The organism is Burkholderia sp. AU16482, from assembly GCF_002223285.1.
GTDB classification, from domain to species: domain Bacteria; phylum Pseudomonadota; class Gammaproteobacteria; order Burkholderiales; family Burkholderiaceae; genus Burkholderia; species Burkholderia semiarida.
In genome coordinates this window covers 18,467-33,598 of sequence record NZ_NKEY01000005.1, presented here as the reverse complement: position 1 = coordinate 33,598, position 15,132 = coordinate 18,467, and the positions used below count along the sequence as shown (strand labels likewise).

Here is a 15,132-nt window from a genome sequence, read left to right as displayed (position 1 = left end):
GCGTCGCCGGAATGGTCTGCCCCCAAGACAATGCGCGCCGTGCCCCGCGCGACGTGCGCCGTCAGCGCCCGATCAACCGCGTGTGACTCGGCAACGCGACCGTGAGATCGGTGTCGCCCGCTGCCGGCCGCGACACGTCACGCGTCGTGGCAAGCCATTGCGCGAACTCGGCGGCGGTCATGCCGACGGCCTCGGCCGAACTCGATGCGGGCGTGCCCGCCGGCTCGCCTGCCGCGTGTGCGGCCCGTTGCGCATGCGTTGCCGCACCACGAGATGGCGGGGCCGCCGGCGCGTTCGACGCCGCGTCCGGCGCCTTTTTGCCGCGCGACATGGCGGCAGGCTTCGCCGCCGAACGCGCGGCGGCAGCAGCCGGCTTCGCGGTGACCGGCGATGCGGGTTCGGCATCCGGCGCCGCGGCTTGCGCCACGACGGCATCCGATGCGATCGCCATCGCCACGGCCACCGGCGCATCGCCCGACGGCGCGCGGCCGGCATGCAGTGCACGCGATGCCGCGGATGCCGCTTCCGCCGCCTCCACCGCAACAGCCGCCGGACCGGCAACCTGGCCGTCCGCGGCCGTCGCACGACCGGCCGGCACGATCGCCACTTCCGCCGCCCTGCCGGTCGCCTGCGCCACCTGCGTCGCGGCAACGGCCGCCGTCGGCGCCGCCAGGATTGCCGCCGAATAGACGGCGCCATGCTCCGCCGCATGCTGACGTTCATCGACGAAATGCGTCGCGAAAACGCACGTCGCGCCGAACAGCGCGCACGCCATCAGCGTGAGCCGCCAGTGGCGGCGCAGCGGGTGCGGCCGGACCCATGCCCGGTTATCCGAGCCGAAATCCTCCGCACGCACCGCCTTCTCGGCTTTGCGCGACTTCGTTGCGTGAACAACCATATCGGCTTGCCCGGCCGCGGGCATCGCCGCGCGGCGCGTGCCCTTCAGGTCGAACACGTTCGGTTTCGGCCGCCGGCTCGCCACGAACGGCCGGCGCCGCCGGCCGTACGGCGGCGGCACATCCGAGAACGGATGCGCGAGCGGAATCGCGTAATGGCCGGTGATGTCCTGCATGCTCATGATGTCGACGACGCATTGCGCGACATCCGCCGCGGCAATCCGTGCTCCCGTAGTTGAACGAATGACCCCGAGTATCGCCGTCGCGCCGGTTTCGGTAAATCGGACTGCGTTACCTTCGATCCGGACCGTAGTCGGCCTGGTCCTACCGATCCGCGGCCGGCCCGGCGGACGGCACTTAGAACCGGCCGCGCAAGCCGATGAACACCTCGTTCGACGACAGCTTCGACTTCAGTTGTTCGTCGCGCGCGTTGATGCGGTTCGCGAACGTGTTGAAGCCGGTCTCGACGTTGCCCATGTCGACATAGCGATACCCGAGGTCGATCGAGAAGCGCTTGTTGATCGCATAGCTCACGCCCGCGCCGGCCGAATACGCGAGATTGGTCTGCGTCTTCGACGCGAAGCGGCGCGTGTCGTTGGTCTGCCAGCCGTCGGCCGACACGATCGCGACGCCGATGCCGAGCGTGCCGTACACGGAGAAGCCGCGGCCGAGATCGAAGTCCTTGAAGCCGTTCAGCATCAGGCGCTGCGCCGACACGTGGAATTCGTTCGCGTTGGCGTCGAACGGCGCCCAGTAGCTGGTGAAGTTGTTGGTGCGCTTGAACACGTATTCGCCTTCCGCGCGCCAGCCGTTGCCGAACTGGTAGCCGAGGCCGAGCGAGCCGGTGACGTTCGAGCCCGTCTCCGGGCCGCCGACGCGGCTCGTGACGCGCGGGCTCGTCAGCTCCATGTTCACCGCGTTGTCGAACGCGCCGATGACGCGGCCCGTCGCGTAGTAGCCGGCGTCGGCGAGTTCGGCGGTCTTCTTCGTTTCCGGCGCGGCGACGGTATCGGCAAAAGCGGCGCCCGAGAACAGCAGGGCCAGCGTGGAAGGCACGGCAAAGCGCTTGATCATGATGAATCGAATCCTTGACGATGGATGACTGGTCGGAGAAGCCCCCATCGTAGGAATCGCGCCGCGATCGTTGAACCCGTTCGGCTACGGGTTGCGCCTCCGTAGCGCTACGGAGGCGCCATGCGATGCGATGGAAGCGCCGAGCCCGCGAGCGCCGCGTAATCGCGCACGAGTTCGACGAGCGACGCGGCCCGCAGCTTGTCGAACACGTTCGCGCGATAGGTCTCGACGGTGCGCGGCGACAGCCCGAGCACGCGCGCGATCTCCTTGTTGCTCCAGCCGCGCACGATGCCGTCGAGCACTTCCCGTTCGCGCGCGCTCAGCGTCGCGATACGGGCCGCGCGCGTCTGGCCCGCATCGTCCTGCCCGCGTTGTGCCGCCTGCCGGCGCAGCGCTTGCTGAACCGTATCGATCAGCTCGTCGTCGTCCACCGGCTTGCGCAGGAAATCGAGCGCGCCGCGCTTGAACGCGCGCCGGCACGCATCGACGTTGCCGTGTCCCGTCATCACGATCACCGGCAGGTCGCGTCGCGCACGCAGTGCGTCGAGTGCGTCGAGGCCGCTCATCCCCGGCATCCGGATGTCGAGCAGCACGCAGCCGAGCGCCGGGTCGTCGGCATCGGCAAGAAACGCCGGCGCGTCCGGATAGCAGCGCGTCGGCACGCCCACCGTGCGCAGCAGCAACGCAAGCCCGTCGCGCACGGCTTCGTCGTCGTCGACGATCGCGACGGCCGCTGCGGCGGGCGCCGAATAAGGCGAGCCATTCATGCGGCCTCCTCTGCCAGCGGCAACGACAGCACGGCCTCGACACCTCCCGACGGCAGGTTGCGCACCGTCAGCGCGCCGTCCTGGCGCTGCGCGAGCGTGTCGCACAGCGGCAGCCCGAGGCCGAGCCCGCGCGCACGCGTCGTGAAGAACGGTTCGAACAGGCGCGGCAGCGCGTCTTCCGGCACGCCGGGGCCGTTGTCGACGACGCTGAAGCGGTAATGCCGGCCGACGCGCGCGCCGCTCACGCGGATCTCGCCGCGCGACGTGCCGGCCCCGGTACCGGCCAGCGCATCGCGCGCGTTCCGGATCAGGTTGTGCAGGATCTGCTCGACCGCGATCGGCTCGGCGAACGGCCGCTCGCGCGGCGCCGCGTTGTGCCAGCCGAGCGCGACGTGCTCGCGCGCGCATTCGTCGCGGTACAGGAACAGCAGCGTGTGCATGATCGCGTCGGGATCGAGCGCGCGGCGCTCGCCGCCATGCGCGGTGGCGACCGCTTCGCGCATGCGTTCCAGGATCGCGGCCGCGCGCTTCGCCTGCGCGACGCTCGTCTGCAGCGCTCGCCGCACGCTGTCGCGCTCGTCGGGTTGATCGAGCAGGCGTTCGGCCGCACGCACGTGGCTGACGATCGCCGCGAGCGGCTGGTTCAGCTCGTGCGCGAGGCCCGCGGCCATTTCGCCGAAGGTATCGAGCCGGCCGAAGCGGTCGAGCCGCGCGCGGGCATCCTCGCGGCGCCGCGCCTCGCGCAGCCGCCACGCGACGAGCGCACCCGCGACGAGCAGCGCGGCCACCGCGTTCCACAACGCGATCGGCAGCCACGGCAGATCGGCGGCCGTCAGCGTGCGCGTGGTGTGCAGCACGAATGCCTGCGGCTGCGCGGGCAAGCGCTTCTCCAGACGCACCGTCCAGCCGGGCAGTGGGCTGCCGGAAGCACGCGACAGCAAGTCGATACGGCGATCGCGCACCGCCAGCGCCGCCGACGAAATCGCCGACGACCAGTCGCCCGCCGGAATCATCTGGCGCGGATCGACACGCACGGCCCAGCCGGAATTCGCCACGAGCCAGTACGCGGCGGCGCCGTCGAACACCATCGCGAACGGTTTGCCGGGCGTCGGCCGCGGCGGCTCGGCCGGCGCCGGTCCGCCGTCGGTTTGCCAGCCCGCGCCGGCGCGCCAGTACGCGAGCCCGTCGACCTGCGGCATCCGCTCGCGCAGGCTGTCGAGCATGTGCGCCGGCGGCGCGGCCAGCGACGACGCGCCGAGCGTCGCGAGGATCGCCTCGTGCTGCGCGGCCTTCTGCGCGAGCAGACGGATCGTGATGCTCGAATCCTGGAAGAAGCGGTTGTACGCGTCGGCGACCGCGCGCGACACGACGAACGCGGTGCCGGCCAGGCTGAGCGCGAGCCACGCCAGCAGCGCGACGAGTCGGACGGAAGGTTTCATGGGCAACGAGGATTCGGCAACGGATGACGGATGGCGCGCAGCGCGGCGCACGGCCCGCGCGATGCGGCGAACGCGGAGAAGCGGTCGCGACGCCGCACGCGATGCGCTCCATTGTCGGCAACTCCGCATGGCCTGTGGTCCGAATGCCGTTATGTTTCCTGTCAGACCGGTCCCAAACATGCGCTTTCCGTGGCAGCGACGCGCAGTTTCGGACTGGACTGATTTTCTTCAGACTCCGAAACGACCACAATCGGCCTGCTTGTTCTCCGTCTCCAGGAGATCAGGCTCCATAGTCGATACTTTTCCCGCCTTCTCCGGCGGGACTTTTTTTGGACGGCATCACGCCACTCCCTGCCCGGAGCCTTCCGGCCATGATCCCGCTTCTTTCCCTCCGGTCGCGAACGCACGCCGCCACCGCGCCGCACCGGCTTCGCCCGCTCGCACCGTGACCGACGCCCCTTCGACCGCGATCGCGATCCTAACGATCGATCATCCGAGCCGCGGCATGTTCGACGACCGGCTGCGCCGCGCGGGCCATGGCTACGATCGGCTGCGCATCGACGACATCCTGCGCCGCGCCGGCTACCGGCCGTTGCGCTTCGAATATCTGACCGATCTGCTCGCGGCCTGCGACACGCGCGCGTTCGATCTCTTCATCGTGCAATGCGAAACGGCCTGCCGCCGCACGACGGACGCGATCCGCGCGCTGCGCGCGCGTTTCGCCGACACCGTGGCGATCATGTCGATCAGCCAGCGCGATGCGGATCTCGCGCAATCGGCGTGTTTCGTGGCGGGTGCGAACGAGCATCTGCCTTACGCCGCGTCGCCCGACGCGCTGATCGGCAGCATCGCGACGTGGCTGCGCTGGTCCCATCACCGTGCGATCCATCATCGCCACTGGCGGATCGGACAGTTCGAGTTCGATACGGCCGCGCGCAGCGTGACCGTCGCCGGCCGCGAGCACGTGCTGACCGAGAAGCACTTCCAGATCGCGACCGCGTTCTTCCTGAACATGGGCCGTGCGCTCGATCGCGCGCACGTGAGCCAGCTCGTGTGGGGCTCGCTCGTCGCGTCGCAAAGCCGGCGGCTCGACACGCACGTCGCGTATCTGCGCGACCGGCTCGAACTCGACGGGCGGCACGGCGTGCGGATGATGACGATGTACGGCTTCGGATACCGGCTCGTCACGTGCGAGCCGGACGATCCGCCCGGGCCGGACCCGCGCCGGGCCGACGGCACGCGCGCCGCGCAACCCTGACGGGCAGCGTTGCGTACCGATCGGACTCCATTATCATGGGGGCACCTTGGCCGACCGCCCCGCCCCGATGGACCACCGCGCCGCACCCGATCGATCCCGCCTCGCCGCCGGCCCGTCCGCCGATCCCACGCCGGCCGGCCGCCGCCAGCGCGCGCTGCTGTATGCCGGCGGCGCCGCCGTGACCGTCGCGATCCTGCTCGCCAGCGGGCTGATGCTGTACACGATGGCGAGGGAAGCGATCCAGGAGCGCTATACGGGGTTCGGCGTGCGGCATTTTCTCGTCCAGTTCGAATTCAAGCTGCGCACGACGGGCATGGACATGCTCACCACCCACGACGAAAGCGTGTGGCACACGCGCGCGGCCGATCCGGCCGCCGTCGCCGCGCTGGCCGCCGGAAACGGGCGGCTCGAACTGCGCGACAACCCGCGATTCCCGTCGATGCTCGTGCTCGCCGACCTGTCGCCCGAGCGGCCGGCCGCGTCCTATGCGCGCTATCTCGCGATGGCGAGCGACATGAGCTACCGGGTCGGCGCGTACGTCGCGAAGCAGGACGCCGGCCGGCCCGTGGCCGGGTACGCGTACAGCCCCGACCGCCGCTTCGCGATGGTGATCCCGAGCCCGGAACCGGGCACGGCCCCGGCCGAACCGGCGCCCGCTCCCGCGTCGGCGCTGCTGGCCCAGGTCGCCGCCGATCTCGATACGCCCGCGCCGCGCCGGTTCGTGTGGCATGCGCCGGCCTACGACCCCGTGCAGCGCCGCGACGTGTTCCGAATCGTCGGCGCCGCGTACGACAACGGCGTGCCGCTCGAAGTGCTCGTCTCGACGCTGCCTGTGGACGTGCTGCGCGCGCGGCTCACGACCGACGTCCCGACCAACGCGGCCATCATCGCGAATGCGCACGGCGACACGCTGCTGCGCGTCGGCGCCGCCGAGCACGACGCGGCGACGGTCGCGGCACTCCAGCGTCTCGCGGCCCGCACGCGCCCGGCGAACGGCAACGGCACGCGCGCCGCTTACGGCGACGGCCTGTTCGCGCTGAGCCAGCCGATCCCCGACACCGGCTGGACGCTCGTGCAGGCGTTCTCGCTGCGCTCGCTGCTCGCGGCGATCGGCGTGCGCGCGGGCGGCTACGCGGCGATCATGCTCGCCGCGATCGCGCTCGTCTGGTGGCTGCTGGTGCGGTTCGACCGCCGCGTGCTGAAGCCGGACGAAGCGCGCCGCCGCCGCGTGATCGACAGCGAGAACCTGAACCGCACGATCGTCGAGGCCGCGCCGTCCGGCATCGCGCTGCTGTCGCTCGCGGACGGCGCGGTGCTGCTGCAGAACGACACGATGCGCGACTACGACGCGCGCCGCGCGGGCGGTCCGTCGCTGCCGGCGCGGCTGCTCGCGCGCTTCGACCGCTCGGCCGATACCGACGCGTGGCAGTCCGGCCTGCATGTGTCGCTGCCCACCGCCGACGGCAACGCGGTCGATCTGCTCGTCAACCTCGTGCGCACACGCTATCGCGACGCCGACGTCGTGCTGTGCAACTTCTCCGACATCACGTCGCAGAAGAACGTCGAACGCGCGCTCGACCACGCGCGGCAGGCGGCCGACGCGGCGAACAGCGCGAAATCCACGTTCCTCGCGACGATGAGCCACGAGATCCGCACGCCGCTGAACGCGATCCTCGGCAATCTCGAACTGATCGGCCGCGAGCCGCTGGCGGACACGCAGCGCGAGCGGCTGCATACGGTCGAGGGCGCGTCGTCGGTGCTGCTCGACCTGATCAACGACATCCTCGACCTGTCGAAGATCGAGGCCGGCCAGATGACGATCGAGGCGATTCCGTTCGATCTCGCCGACACCATCCGGCAGACCGGCGCGATGTTCGAGCCGCTGGCCGCCGCGAAGGGGCTGCAATTCGACGTGTTCGTCGACGATGCGCTGGCGCCGCGCTATCTCGGCGATCCGACGCGCATCCGGCAGATCGCCGCGAACCTCGTCGGCAACGCGATCAAGTTCACGAACCACGGCGAGATCACGCTGGAGGTGTACCTGCGCGACGACGCCGATCCCGCGTCGCCGATCGCGATCGGCGTCAGCGACACGGGCATCGGGATGACCGACGAACAGCGCGCGACGCTGTTCCGCCCGTTCACGCAGGCCGATACGTCGATCACGCGGCGCTATGGCGGCACGGGCCTCGGGCTCGCGCTGACGAAGCAGCTCGCGCAGATGATGCACGGCGCGATCGACGTGAAGAGCGAAGCCGGCCACGGCAGCACGTTCGTCGTCACGCTGCCGCTGCGGGCGGCGACGAGCGAGCAGATCGCCGCGCAGGACGCGGCGCGCGCCGACGATGCCGCGTTGCCGGCCGTCGCCGCGCGCGTGCTGGTGGTCGACGATCATCCGGTGAACCGCAAGTTGCTGCAGGGGCAGCTCGTCACGCTCGGCTATGCGGCGGACGCGGCCGAGGAAGGCGCGGCCGCGCTGCGGTGCTGTACCGATACGCGCTACGACCTCGTGATGACCGACCTGAACATGCCGGGCATGGACGGCTATACGCTGGCCCGCGTGCTGCGCGCGCAGTATCCGGGCCTGCCGGTGGTCGCGGTCACCGCGCATGCGAGCGCGGCCGAGCATGCGCGCTGCGCGGAAGCCGGGATCGTCGCGGTGCTGGTGAAACCGGTGCTGCTCGACATGATCGACCGCACCGTGCGGCGCTTCGCGAAGGGTGCGGCCGCAAGCCGGCCCGCGCAAAACGCGCTGGTCGATCTGGCCGAAGGCCCGTTGCCGCCGGACGTGCACGAACTGTTCGGCGACACGCTCGAGCGTTCGCTCGCGGCGATTCGCGATGCACTCGCGCGCGGCGACGTGCCCGCGCTGCGGGCGGAGCTGCATTCGCTGCGCGGCGCGTTCGCGACGATCCACGAGCATGCGGTGGCCGACGCGGTGCGCGACATGCAGGATGCCGTGCAGGCCGGCGATCCGGCCGCGCTCGACCCGCTGGTCGACCGCACCGAGCGCCTCGCGCGCGACACGCTCCGGCGGCGCGCGGCGCAAGCGCCGCAAGCCTGATCGGCCGCCGTCCGGCGGCTGTCTTTCCTTCCCTCTCGGCTCCTTTCACGACCACCCGTCGCGGCGGCCCGTTCGTGCGTTCACGCGTGTAGGACACGCCCTACAAACATCGCATCTCGAATAGGTTTTGGACGACAGATTCGGACGAGGCCGATCCATACCATGGACTCATCAACCTGACGAACTGAAAGGAGTGGGTCAATGAACAAGACGTATCGCAACATCTGGAACACGGCGACGGGCACGTGGACGGCCGTGGCCGAAACGGCGCGCTCGCGCTCGAAGGGCTCGGCGCGCGCGGCACGCCAGGCCGTGGCAGTCCTCGCGCTGGGCAGCGCATCGATCGGCGGCGCGTTCGCGGCCGATGCGTGCACGACCGAGGACGGGAAAGGCGGTTCGCTCGATGCGGCCGGCGTGTGCAAGGTCACGGCTTCGCGCACGATCGGCACGGATGCGATCGGCACGACGGCGACGCTCACCGACGACTACATCAAGGTCAATAGCACCGGACCCGTGGCGGCCGCTACGGGTGCCAACGCCGTTGCGATGGGCCAGTCGGTGACATCCAGCGGATCCAGTTCCGTGGCAATCGGTTCGGGCACCTCGGCGGACGGGCTTCATTCGATGGCGCTCGGCGCATCGTCGCGCGTCGTGGGCAACAGCAACCTGGCCGTGGGCGACGGCGCAACGGTATCGACGCTCACCGCCCCGCCGACGAACGCCATTGCAATCGGTACTCGCGCCAATGTATCCGACGCCGGCGTAACCGGCGCCACGGGTTCGATCGCGATCGGCAATAGCGCATCGGCCGGCGGCACCGGCTCGATCGTGATCGGGACAAGCACGCGCCATTCCGGCTCCGGCGCGACGGTCGTAGGCGCCAACGCGAGCGCAATGGGCGGCGGTTCAGGCGTGGCCATCGGGAACAGCAGTGCTGCGGCGGGTGCGGGCTCGGTCGCAACGGGCCCGAACGCCACGGCCACCGGCACGGGTTCGGTTGCAATCGGCAGCCAGGCCGCGACCACGAACAACAACAGCGTGGCGATCGGCAATACGGCCTCCGGCAGCGCGATCAATACCACCGCGATCGGCGGAAACGCCCGGGCAACGGGCGACAACGCGACCGTGCTCGGCCAGAGCGGTGCCGCAAGCGGCCTGGGGGCGGTCGGCATCGGTTTCCGTGCCAATGCGCAGGGGGACCGCTCGGTCGCGCTCGGCATGGATTCCGTCGCGGATCGCGACAACACCGTTTCCGTCGGCTCGGCCACGCAACAGCGTCAGATCACGAACGTCGCGGCCGGCACGGCGGGTACGGATGCGGTCAACGTGGAGCAGATGAACGCCGCGATCACGGCGGCCGACAAGTATGTCGACATTCGCACCGGCACGTATGCGGCCGACGTGGCCGCCAGCGCCGGTGACAGTGCGACCGCCGTCGGCGCGAACGCAAGCGCCACGGGCCAATCGGCTGTCGCGCTCGGCGGCAATACGACGGCCAGTGCGGCGAATGCGGTAGCCATCGGTACGCTCTCGCGCGCAACCGGCAACAACGCGGTCGCGGTTGGCGTAGGGGCCGCGGCTACCGGAGCGAACACCTCCGTGCTGGGGCGCGGTGCGTTGGCAAGCGGCAACAATTCGGTTGCGCTCGGGACTTGGTCCCTTGCCGATCGCGACAATTCCGTGTCCGTCGGTTCGTCGGGACTTGAACGCCAGATTACGAACGTCGCAGCCGGTACGCAAGCGACCGACGCTGTGAACGTGAGCCAGCTTCAGCCCGTCGTGACCGCACTCGGCGGCGGCGCCACCATCAACCCCACGACGGGTGCCGTGACCGGCCCGAGGTACACGCTCGCCAACGGCGGCACGCAAACGACGGTCGGCGGTGCGCTCGGCGCACTCGACGGCAACATCACGACGATCAACACCCGGCTCGACGGTCTCTCGAACGGCACGGTCGGCCTCGTCCAGCAGGCCGGCCCGGGCGCGAACATCACGGTCGGCGCGAGCACCGACGGCGCGGCCGTCGACTTCACCGGCACGGCAGGCGCCCGCAAGCTGACCGGCGTCGAAGCAGGCGCGGTCACGGCCACCAGCAAGGACGCAGTGAACGGCTCGCAACTGCACGGCGTGTCGAGCAGCGTGGCATCGGCCATCGGCGGCGGCTCGACCGTGAACGCCGACGGTTCGATCTCGGCACCGAGCTTCACACTCGGCGACGGCAGCGGCGGCACGACCACGGTCACGTCGGTCGGCGGTGCGATCACGAACCTCGACGGTCGCGTCACCACCAACGAAGGCAACATCGCACGCAACACGGGCGACATCGCCGACCTGGCCAGCCAGATCGGTAGCGGTACGGTCGGCCTCGTCCAGCAAGCCGGCGCGGGCGCAAACATCACGGTTGGCGCGAACACCGATGGCGCGGCCGTCGACTTCACCGGCACGGCCGGCGCGCGCAAGCTGACCGGCGTCGACGCAGGCGCGGTCACGGCAGCGAGCAAGGACGCGGTGAACGGCTCGCAACTGCACGGCGTGTCGGACAGCGTCGCATCGGCCATCGGCGGCGGTTCCACCGTGAACGCCGACGGCTCGATCTCCGCGCCGAGCTTCACGGTCGGTGACGGCAGCGGCGGCACGACCACGGTTCACTCGGTCGGCGACGCGGTGACGAACCTCGATGGTCGCGTCACCGTCAACGAAGGCGCGGTCGCGTCGCTGGCCGACCAGATCGGCAACGGCACGGTCGGCCTCGTCCAGCAGGCGGGCCCTGGCGCGAACATCACGGTCGGCGCGAACACCGACGGCGCGGCGGTGAGCTTCATCGGCACGGCCGGCGCACGCAAGCTGTCGGGCGTCGCGAACGGCGTGAACGACGACGATGCGGTGACGATCGCGCAGTTGAGGGCAACCGGCCTCATCGACTACACGGGCAAGGAGATCGCAGCCGTCACGTATGACGACATCTCGCTCGGCAGCGTGACTTTCGGCGGTTCGAGCGGCACGAAGCTGCTCAACGTCGCGCCGGGCCTGATCGCGGCGGGCAGCATGGAAGCCGTGAACGGCGGCCAACTGCACGACCTCCAGGAGCGGTTCGCGCAGGAATACGCACGACTCGACGGCCGGGTCGGTGACCTCGAAACCGGTGGCGGTTCGGGCGGCGGCGGTGGTGGCGGCAACGACAACGTCGGCCGCGGCACGGGCGGCGACGGCTCACTCGTGGTCGGCGACGGCTCGGTTGCGTCGGGCGAGAACAGCACGGCGGTCGGCCAGGGCGCGGTGGCGTCGGGCGACAACGGCTCGGCGTTCGGCCAGGGTTCGGCGGCCAGCGGTTCGAACAGCTCGGCCATCGGCCAAGGCTCGGTCGCATCGGGTTCGGACAGCACGGCCATCGGCCAGGGCTCGAAAGCAACCGGCAACGGTTCGGTGGCGATCGGCGCGGGCTCCGTGGCGGATCGCGACAACAGCGTATCGGTCGGCTCGGCCGGTCACGAACGCCAGATCACCAACGTCGCGGACGGCACCGCACCGACCGACGCCGTGAACGTGCGTCAGCTGGATCAGCGTTTCGGCGAAACGAACCGGATGATCAACGACGTCGCGAAGAACGCGTACGCCGGTGTCGCGGCGGCGATGGCGATGCCGAACCTGACGCCGTCGCAGCCGGGCAAGACCGTCGTCGCGGCCGGCGCCGCGAACTACAAGAGCGGCTCGGCGATCGCGGCAGGCGCGACCTACCGGACGCGCGACGGCAAGTGGCTGATGAACGGCGCCGTGTCCGTCACGTCGACGGGCGACGCAGGCGTGCGTGCGCAGGTCGGCTACGAGTTCTGACCGGACGGCTCCGCGTCGCGCGGAGCCTCGACCCGAAGCGGGGGAGCGATCCCCCGCTCGTTCGGCCGACGGCCGGTGACGGTTCCGCACGAGCCGCCACCGGCCGTCGGCGCAACGGCTTCGCGTGCCGCCGGCTTGCACGCCGCACGCGCAGCCGTACGCACCGATCTCCACCGCGCGGCGCCCACTGCGCGCCGCAACATGCAGGTACACCGACATGCCAGGAAATTTCCCCATTCGCATCGTGATCGCCGACGACCATCCGGCGGTCGTCATCGGCGCACGTTACGAACTGTCCGCGACGAATACGCTCGCGGTGGTCGCGACCGCCGGCAACTCGACGGAACTGATGGAAGCGCTCGCGAGCCAACCATGCGACGTGCTCGTCTCCGACTACGCGATGCCGGGCGCCGAATTCGGCGACGGCCTCGCGATGTTCACCGCGATCCTGAAGCGACATCCGAATCTGCGCATCGTCGTGATGACGATGATGGAGAATGCGGTGGCGCTGCGCGCGCTGATCGAACTCGGCATCGCATGCGTGGTCAGCAAATCCGATATGACGAGCCACCTGACGATGGCGATTCACGCGGCCTATACGAACGGCCGCTATCTGTCGCCTTCGATGGACCGGATCCTGCGCGCCGCCGGCAACACGGGCGGCAAGGCGCCGGCGTTGTCCGCGCGCGAGCTGGAAGTGATTCGCCTGTTCGCGTCGGGCCTGTCGGTCAACGCGATCGCCGATCAGTTAAGCCGCAGCAAGAAAACGATCAGCACGCAGAAGAGTTCGGCGATGCAGAAACTCGGGATCGAGCGCGACGTCGATCTGGTCCGCTACGCGATTTCGTGCGGGCTCGTGTCCGATTACGGTTACGCGACGACGCTGCCGGCCCTCGACGACCATCCGCGCTGACGGTACGACCACCATTCCGGCGCACGGCCGGCCACGCCCATGGCTCGGATGATCGCGCGCCGGGTTCTGCCGATGCGCGAGGCGCTCCGGTCAGTCGGGCTCGGCGCGCCCTTTCTCCTCTCCCACCTGCTCCGCCGCCTTGCCCTCGCCGCCCGACGCGGCGACGATCCCGTTCTCCATCGCGTAGCGCAACAGGTCGATATCCTTTTCCACGCCGAGCTTCTGCATCGCGCGCGCCTTCTGGGTGCTGATCGTCTTCTTGCTGCGGCTGAGCTTGTCCGCGATCTCGTTGACGGTCATCCCCGACGCATACAGCCGCACGACCTCGATCTCGCGGCTGCTCAGGCTCGGCGCCTGGTCGACGATCCGCGCGCCCGAATGCGCGGACAGCGTGCGCACGACTTTCTCGACCGACGGCGAATAATAGGTGCCGCCCGTGGCGGCCGCATGCACGGCTGGAATCAGGTGATCGATCGCATCCGACTTGCTGACGATGCACGCGATGCCGAGCCGCACGAGCGCGCCGACCACCGCCGCGTTGTCGAGCATGGTGAGCACGACCAGCTTGACGGCCGGATAGTTGCGTTGCAGGTAGGAGAACAGCGCGATGCCGTCGCCGTGCACGTTGTCGGGCATCGCGTAGTCGGATACCAGCACGTCGCATACGTTCGCATCGAGCAGCGCGATCAGCTCGGTCGAATTGCCGGCCGTGCCGGTGAGCCGGATCGTCGGCACCGACGAAAGCCCATGCTGAACGCCGACGAGCAATGCCGGGTGGTCGTCGGCCAGTACCACACGTATCTGATAGCTTCCCATAGTCGTCCGAGTGTTCACCGCTGTCGCGGGCGGCCGAACGGCTGCCCGATGGCCGGCGACGGCGCGTGCGCGCCGTTCTTTCTGGATCGTAATTGGGCGCTAGTTTCGCATGAAACCGGGGCCGGCCGCCAAGGCCGAACGGGAGCAGCCCGCCGCGCGGCGCGCCGCCAATGAAAAAAGCCGCCGGCTCGGTGAGAGCGGGCGGCTTGGCATGCCTGCCGGGACAGCGGGGTGCGGCGGTCGATCGCACCCCGCTCCTCCATCGGCTCGTGACCGACGAAGGCCCTGCGGCGCCGGCGAACCGGCGCCGCGCGATACGTCAATGCGTCATTTCACGTCCAGGCGGATCTCGACGCGGCGGTTCTGCGCGCGACCGGCTGCGGTCGCGTTGGATGCAACCGGATCGGCCGCGCCGAGGCCTTCCGCGACGAACGAACGGGCCTGCAGCCCGTTCGCGCGCAGATACTCGACGACGGTGCGCGCCCGCGCTTCCGACAGCGCGCGGTTATGCGCGGCGCCGCCGGTCGAATCGGTGAAGCCCGTGATCGACACGCGCGCGAATTCCACGCCGCGATTGGCCACGATGAAGCGATCGAGATCGTTGCGGGCCTGCGCGGTCAGCGCCGCGCTGTCGGTCGCGAAATTCGCGTCGCCCTGCAGCAGCACCTGGCGCTGCTGAACCGGTTGCGGCGCCGGCTGCTGCGGCGCCGGCGCGGGCGCGGGCTGCGCGACCGGCTGCGGCTTGCCGCAGATGAACGTGATTTCGCGCGGATCCTTCATCGGCGCGCGGCTGTACACGCGGTCGATCATCTCGAGCGGCGTGAAGCCCTGCCCGCGGCAGAACTCTTCGGCCGCGCGCGCACATGCATTCGCGCTGCCGAGCAGCCCGTCGCAACTCACGCGGAAGATGTTGTCCGGCTTGCCCGGCACGGATACCGCGCGAATGTCATAAGTGAGCCCCGATTGCGTCGTACACGCACCGAGCGCCATCGCGAACGCGCCGATCGACGCGACGCGCAAAAGCTTTGAAGTCATGGTCTTGAAATGGCGTCCGCCCGCGGGCGGCCGCACTTG

Annotated in this window: 10 protein-coding genes; 4 read left to right on the top strand and 6 right to left on the bottom strand. The window is 69.9% G+C overall.

The genetic code is table 11. The features are described from left to right. Window positions 1–61: 61 nt before the first annotated feature. The 4 genes from CFB35_RS17095 to CFB35_RS17080 form a co-directional block, all read right to left on the bottom strand. Complete coding sequence (locus CFB35_RS17095) at window positions 62–1,072, bottom strand: serine protease (RefSeq protein WP_230971893.1); 1,011 nt, start codon at window positions 1,070–1,072, stop codon at window positions 62–64. A 181-nt stretch (window positions 1,073–1,253) separates the two neighbouring features. After that, window positions 1,254–1,970, bottom strand: coding sequence for an outer membrane protein (locus CFB35_RS17090; RefSeq protein WP_060010375.1), 717 nt, complete (start codon window positions 1,968–1,970; stop codon window positions 1,254–1,256). A 107-nt stretch (window positions 1,971–2,077) separates the two neighbouring features. Then, window positions 2,078–2,737 (bottom strand): response regulator transcription factor, encoded by a 660-nt coding sequence (locus CFB35_RS17085; RefSeq protein ID WP_060010379.1) that lies wholly within the window; start codon window positions 2,735–2,737, stop codon window positions 2,078–2,080. Next, complete coding sequence (locus CFB35_RS17080; RefSeq protein ID WP_060010383.1) at window positions 2,734–4,176, bottom strand: sensor histidine kinase; 1,443 nt, start codon at window positions 4,174–4,176, stop codon at window positions 2,734–2,736. The genes CFB35_RS17085 and CFB35_RS17080 overlap by 4 nt, the downstream gene beginning before the upstream one ends. A 445-nt stretch (window positions 4,177–4,621) precedes the next feature. Here CFB35_RS17080 and CFB35_RS17075 point away from each other — a divergent pair, with 445 nt between their 5' ends. From CFB35_RS17075 to CFB35_RS17060, 4 genes are all read left to right on the top strand, one after another. Beyond that, complete coding sequence (locus CFB35_RS17075; protein ID WP_059576313.1) at window positions 4,622–5,434, top strand: response regulator transcription factor; 813 nt, start codon at window positions 4,622–4,624, stop codon at window positions 5,432–5,434. A 67-nt stretch (window positions 5,435–5,501) separates the two neighbouring features. Next, window positions 5,502–8,498 (top strand): sensor histidine kinase, encoded by a 2,997-nt coding sequence (locus CFB35_RS17070; RefSeq protein ID WP_060010386.1) that lies wholly within the window; start codon window positions 5,502–5,504, stop codon window positions 8,496–8,498. A 201-nt stretch (window positions 8,499–8,699) separates the two neighbouring features. Then, a complete protein-coding gene (locus CFB35_RS17065) occupies window positions 8,700–12,329 on the top strand; it encodes a YadA family autotransporter adhesin (protein ID WP_059576319.1) in 3,630 nt (1,209 codons plus the stop codon). A gap of 217 nt (window positions 12,330–12,546) precedes the next feature. Further along, window positions 12,547–13,242, top strand: coding sequence for a response regulator transcription factor (locus tag CFB35_RS17060; protein WP_059576322.1), 696 nt, complete (start codon window positions 12,547–12,549; stop codon window positions 13,240–13,242). Window positions 13,243–13,332: 90 nt separating this feature from the next. On the opposite strand, the gene CFB35_RS17055 is transcribed toward CFB35_RS17060, so the two are convergent. Both CFB35_RS17055 and CFB35_RS17050 read right to left on the bottom strand, forming a co-directional pair. Continuing rightward, complete coding sequence (locus tag CFB35_RS17055) at window positions 13,333–14,058, bottom strand: response regulator transcription factor (protein WP_059576325.1); 726 nt, start codon at window positions 14,056–14,058, stop codon at window positions 13,333–13,335. Between the two features lie 327 nt (window positions 14,059–14,385). Then, entirely contained in the window at window positions 14,386–15,093 is a 708-nt protein-coding gene (locus CFB35_RS17050; RefSeq protein WP_059576328.1) for an OmpA family protein, read from the bottom strand. Window positions 15,094–15,132 lie beyond the last annotated feature (39 nt).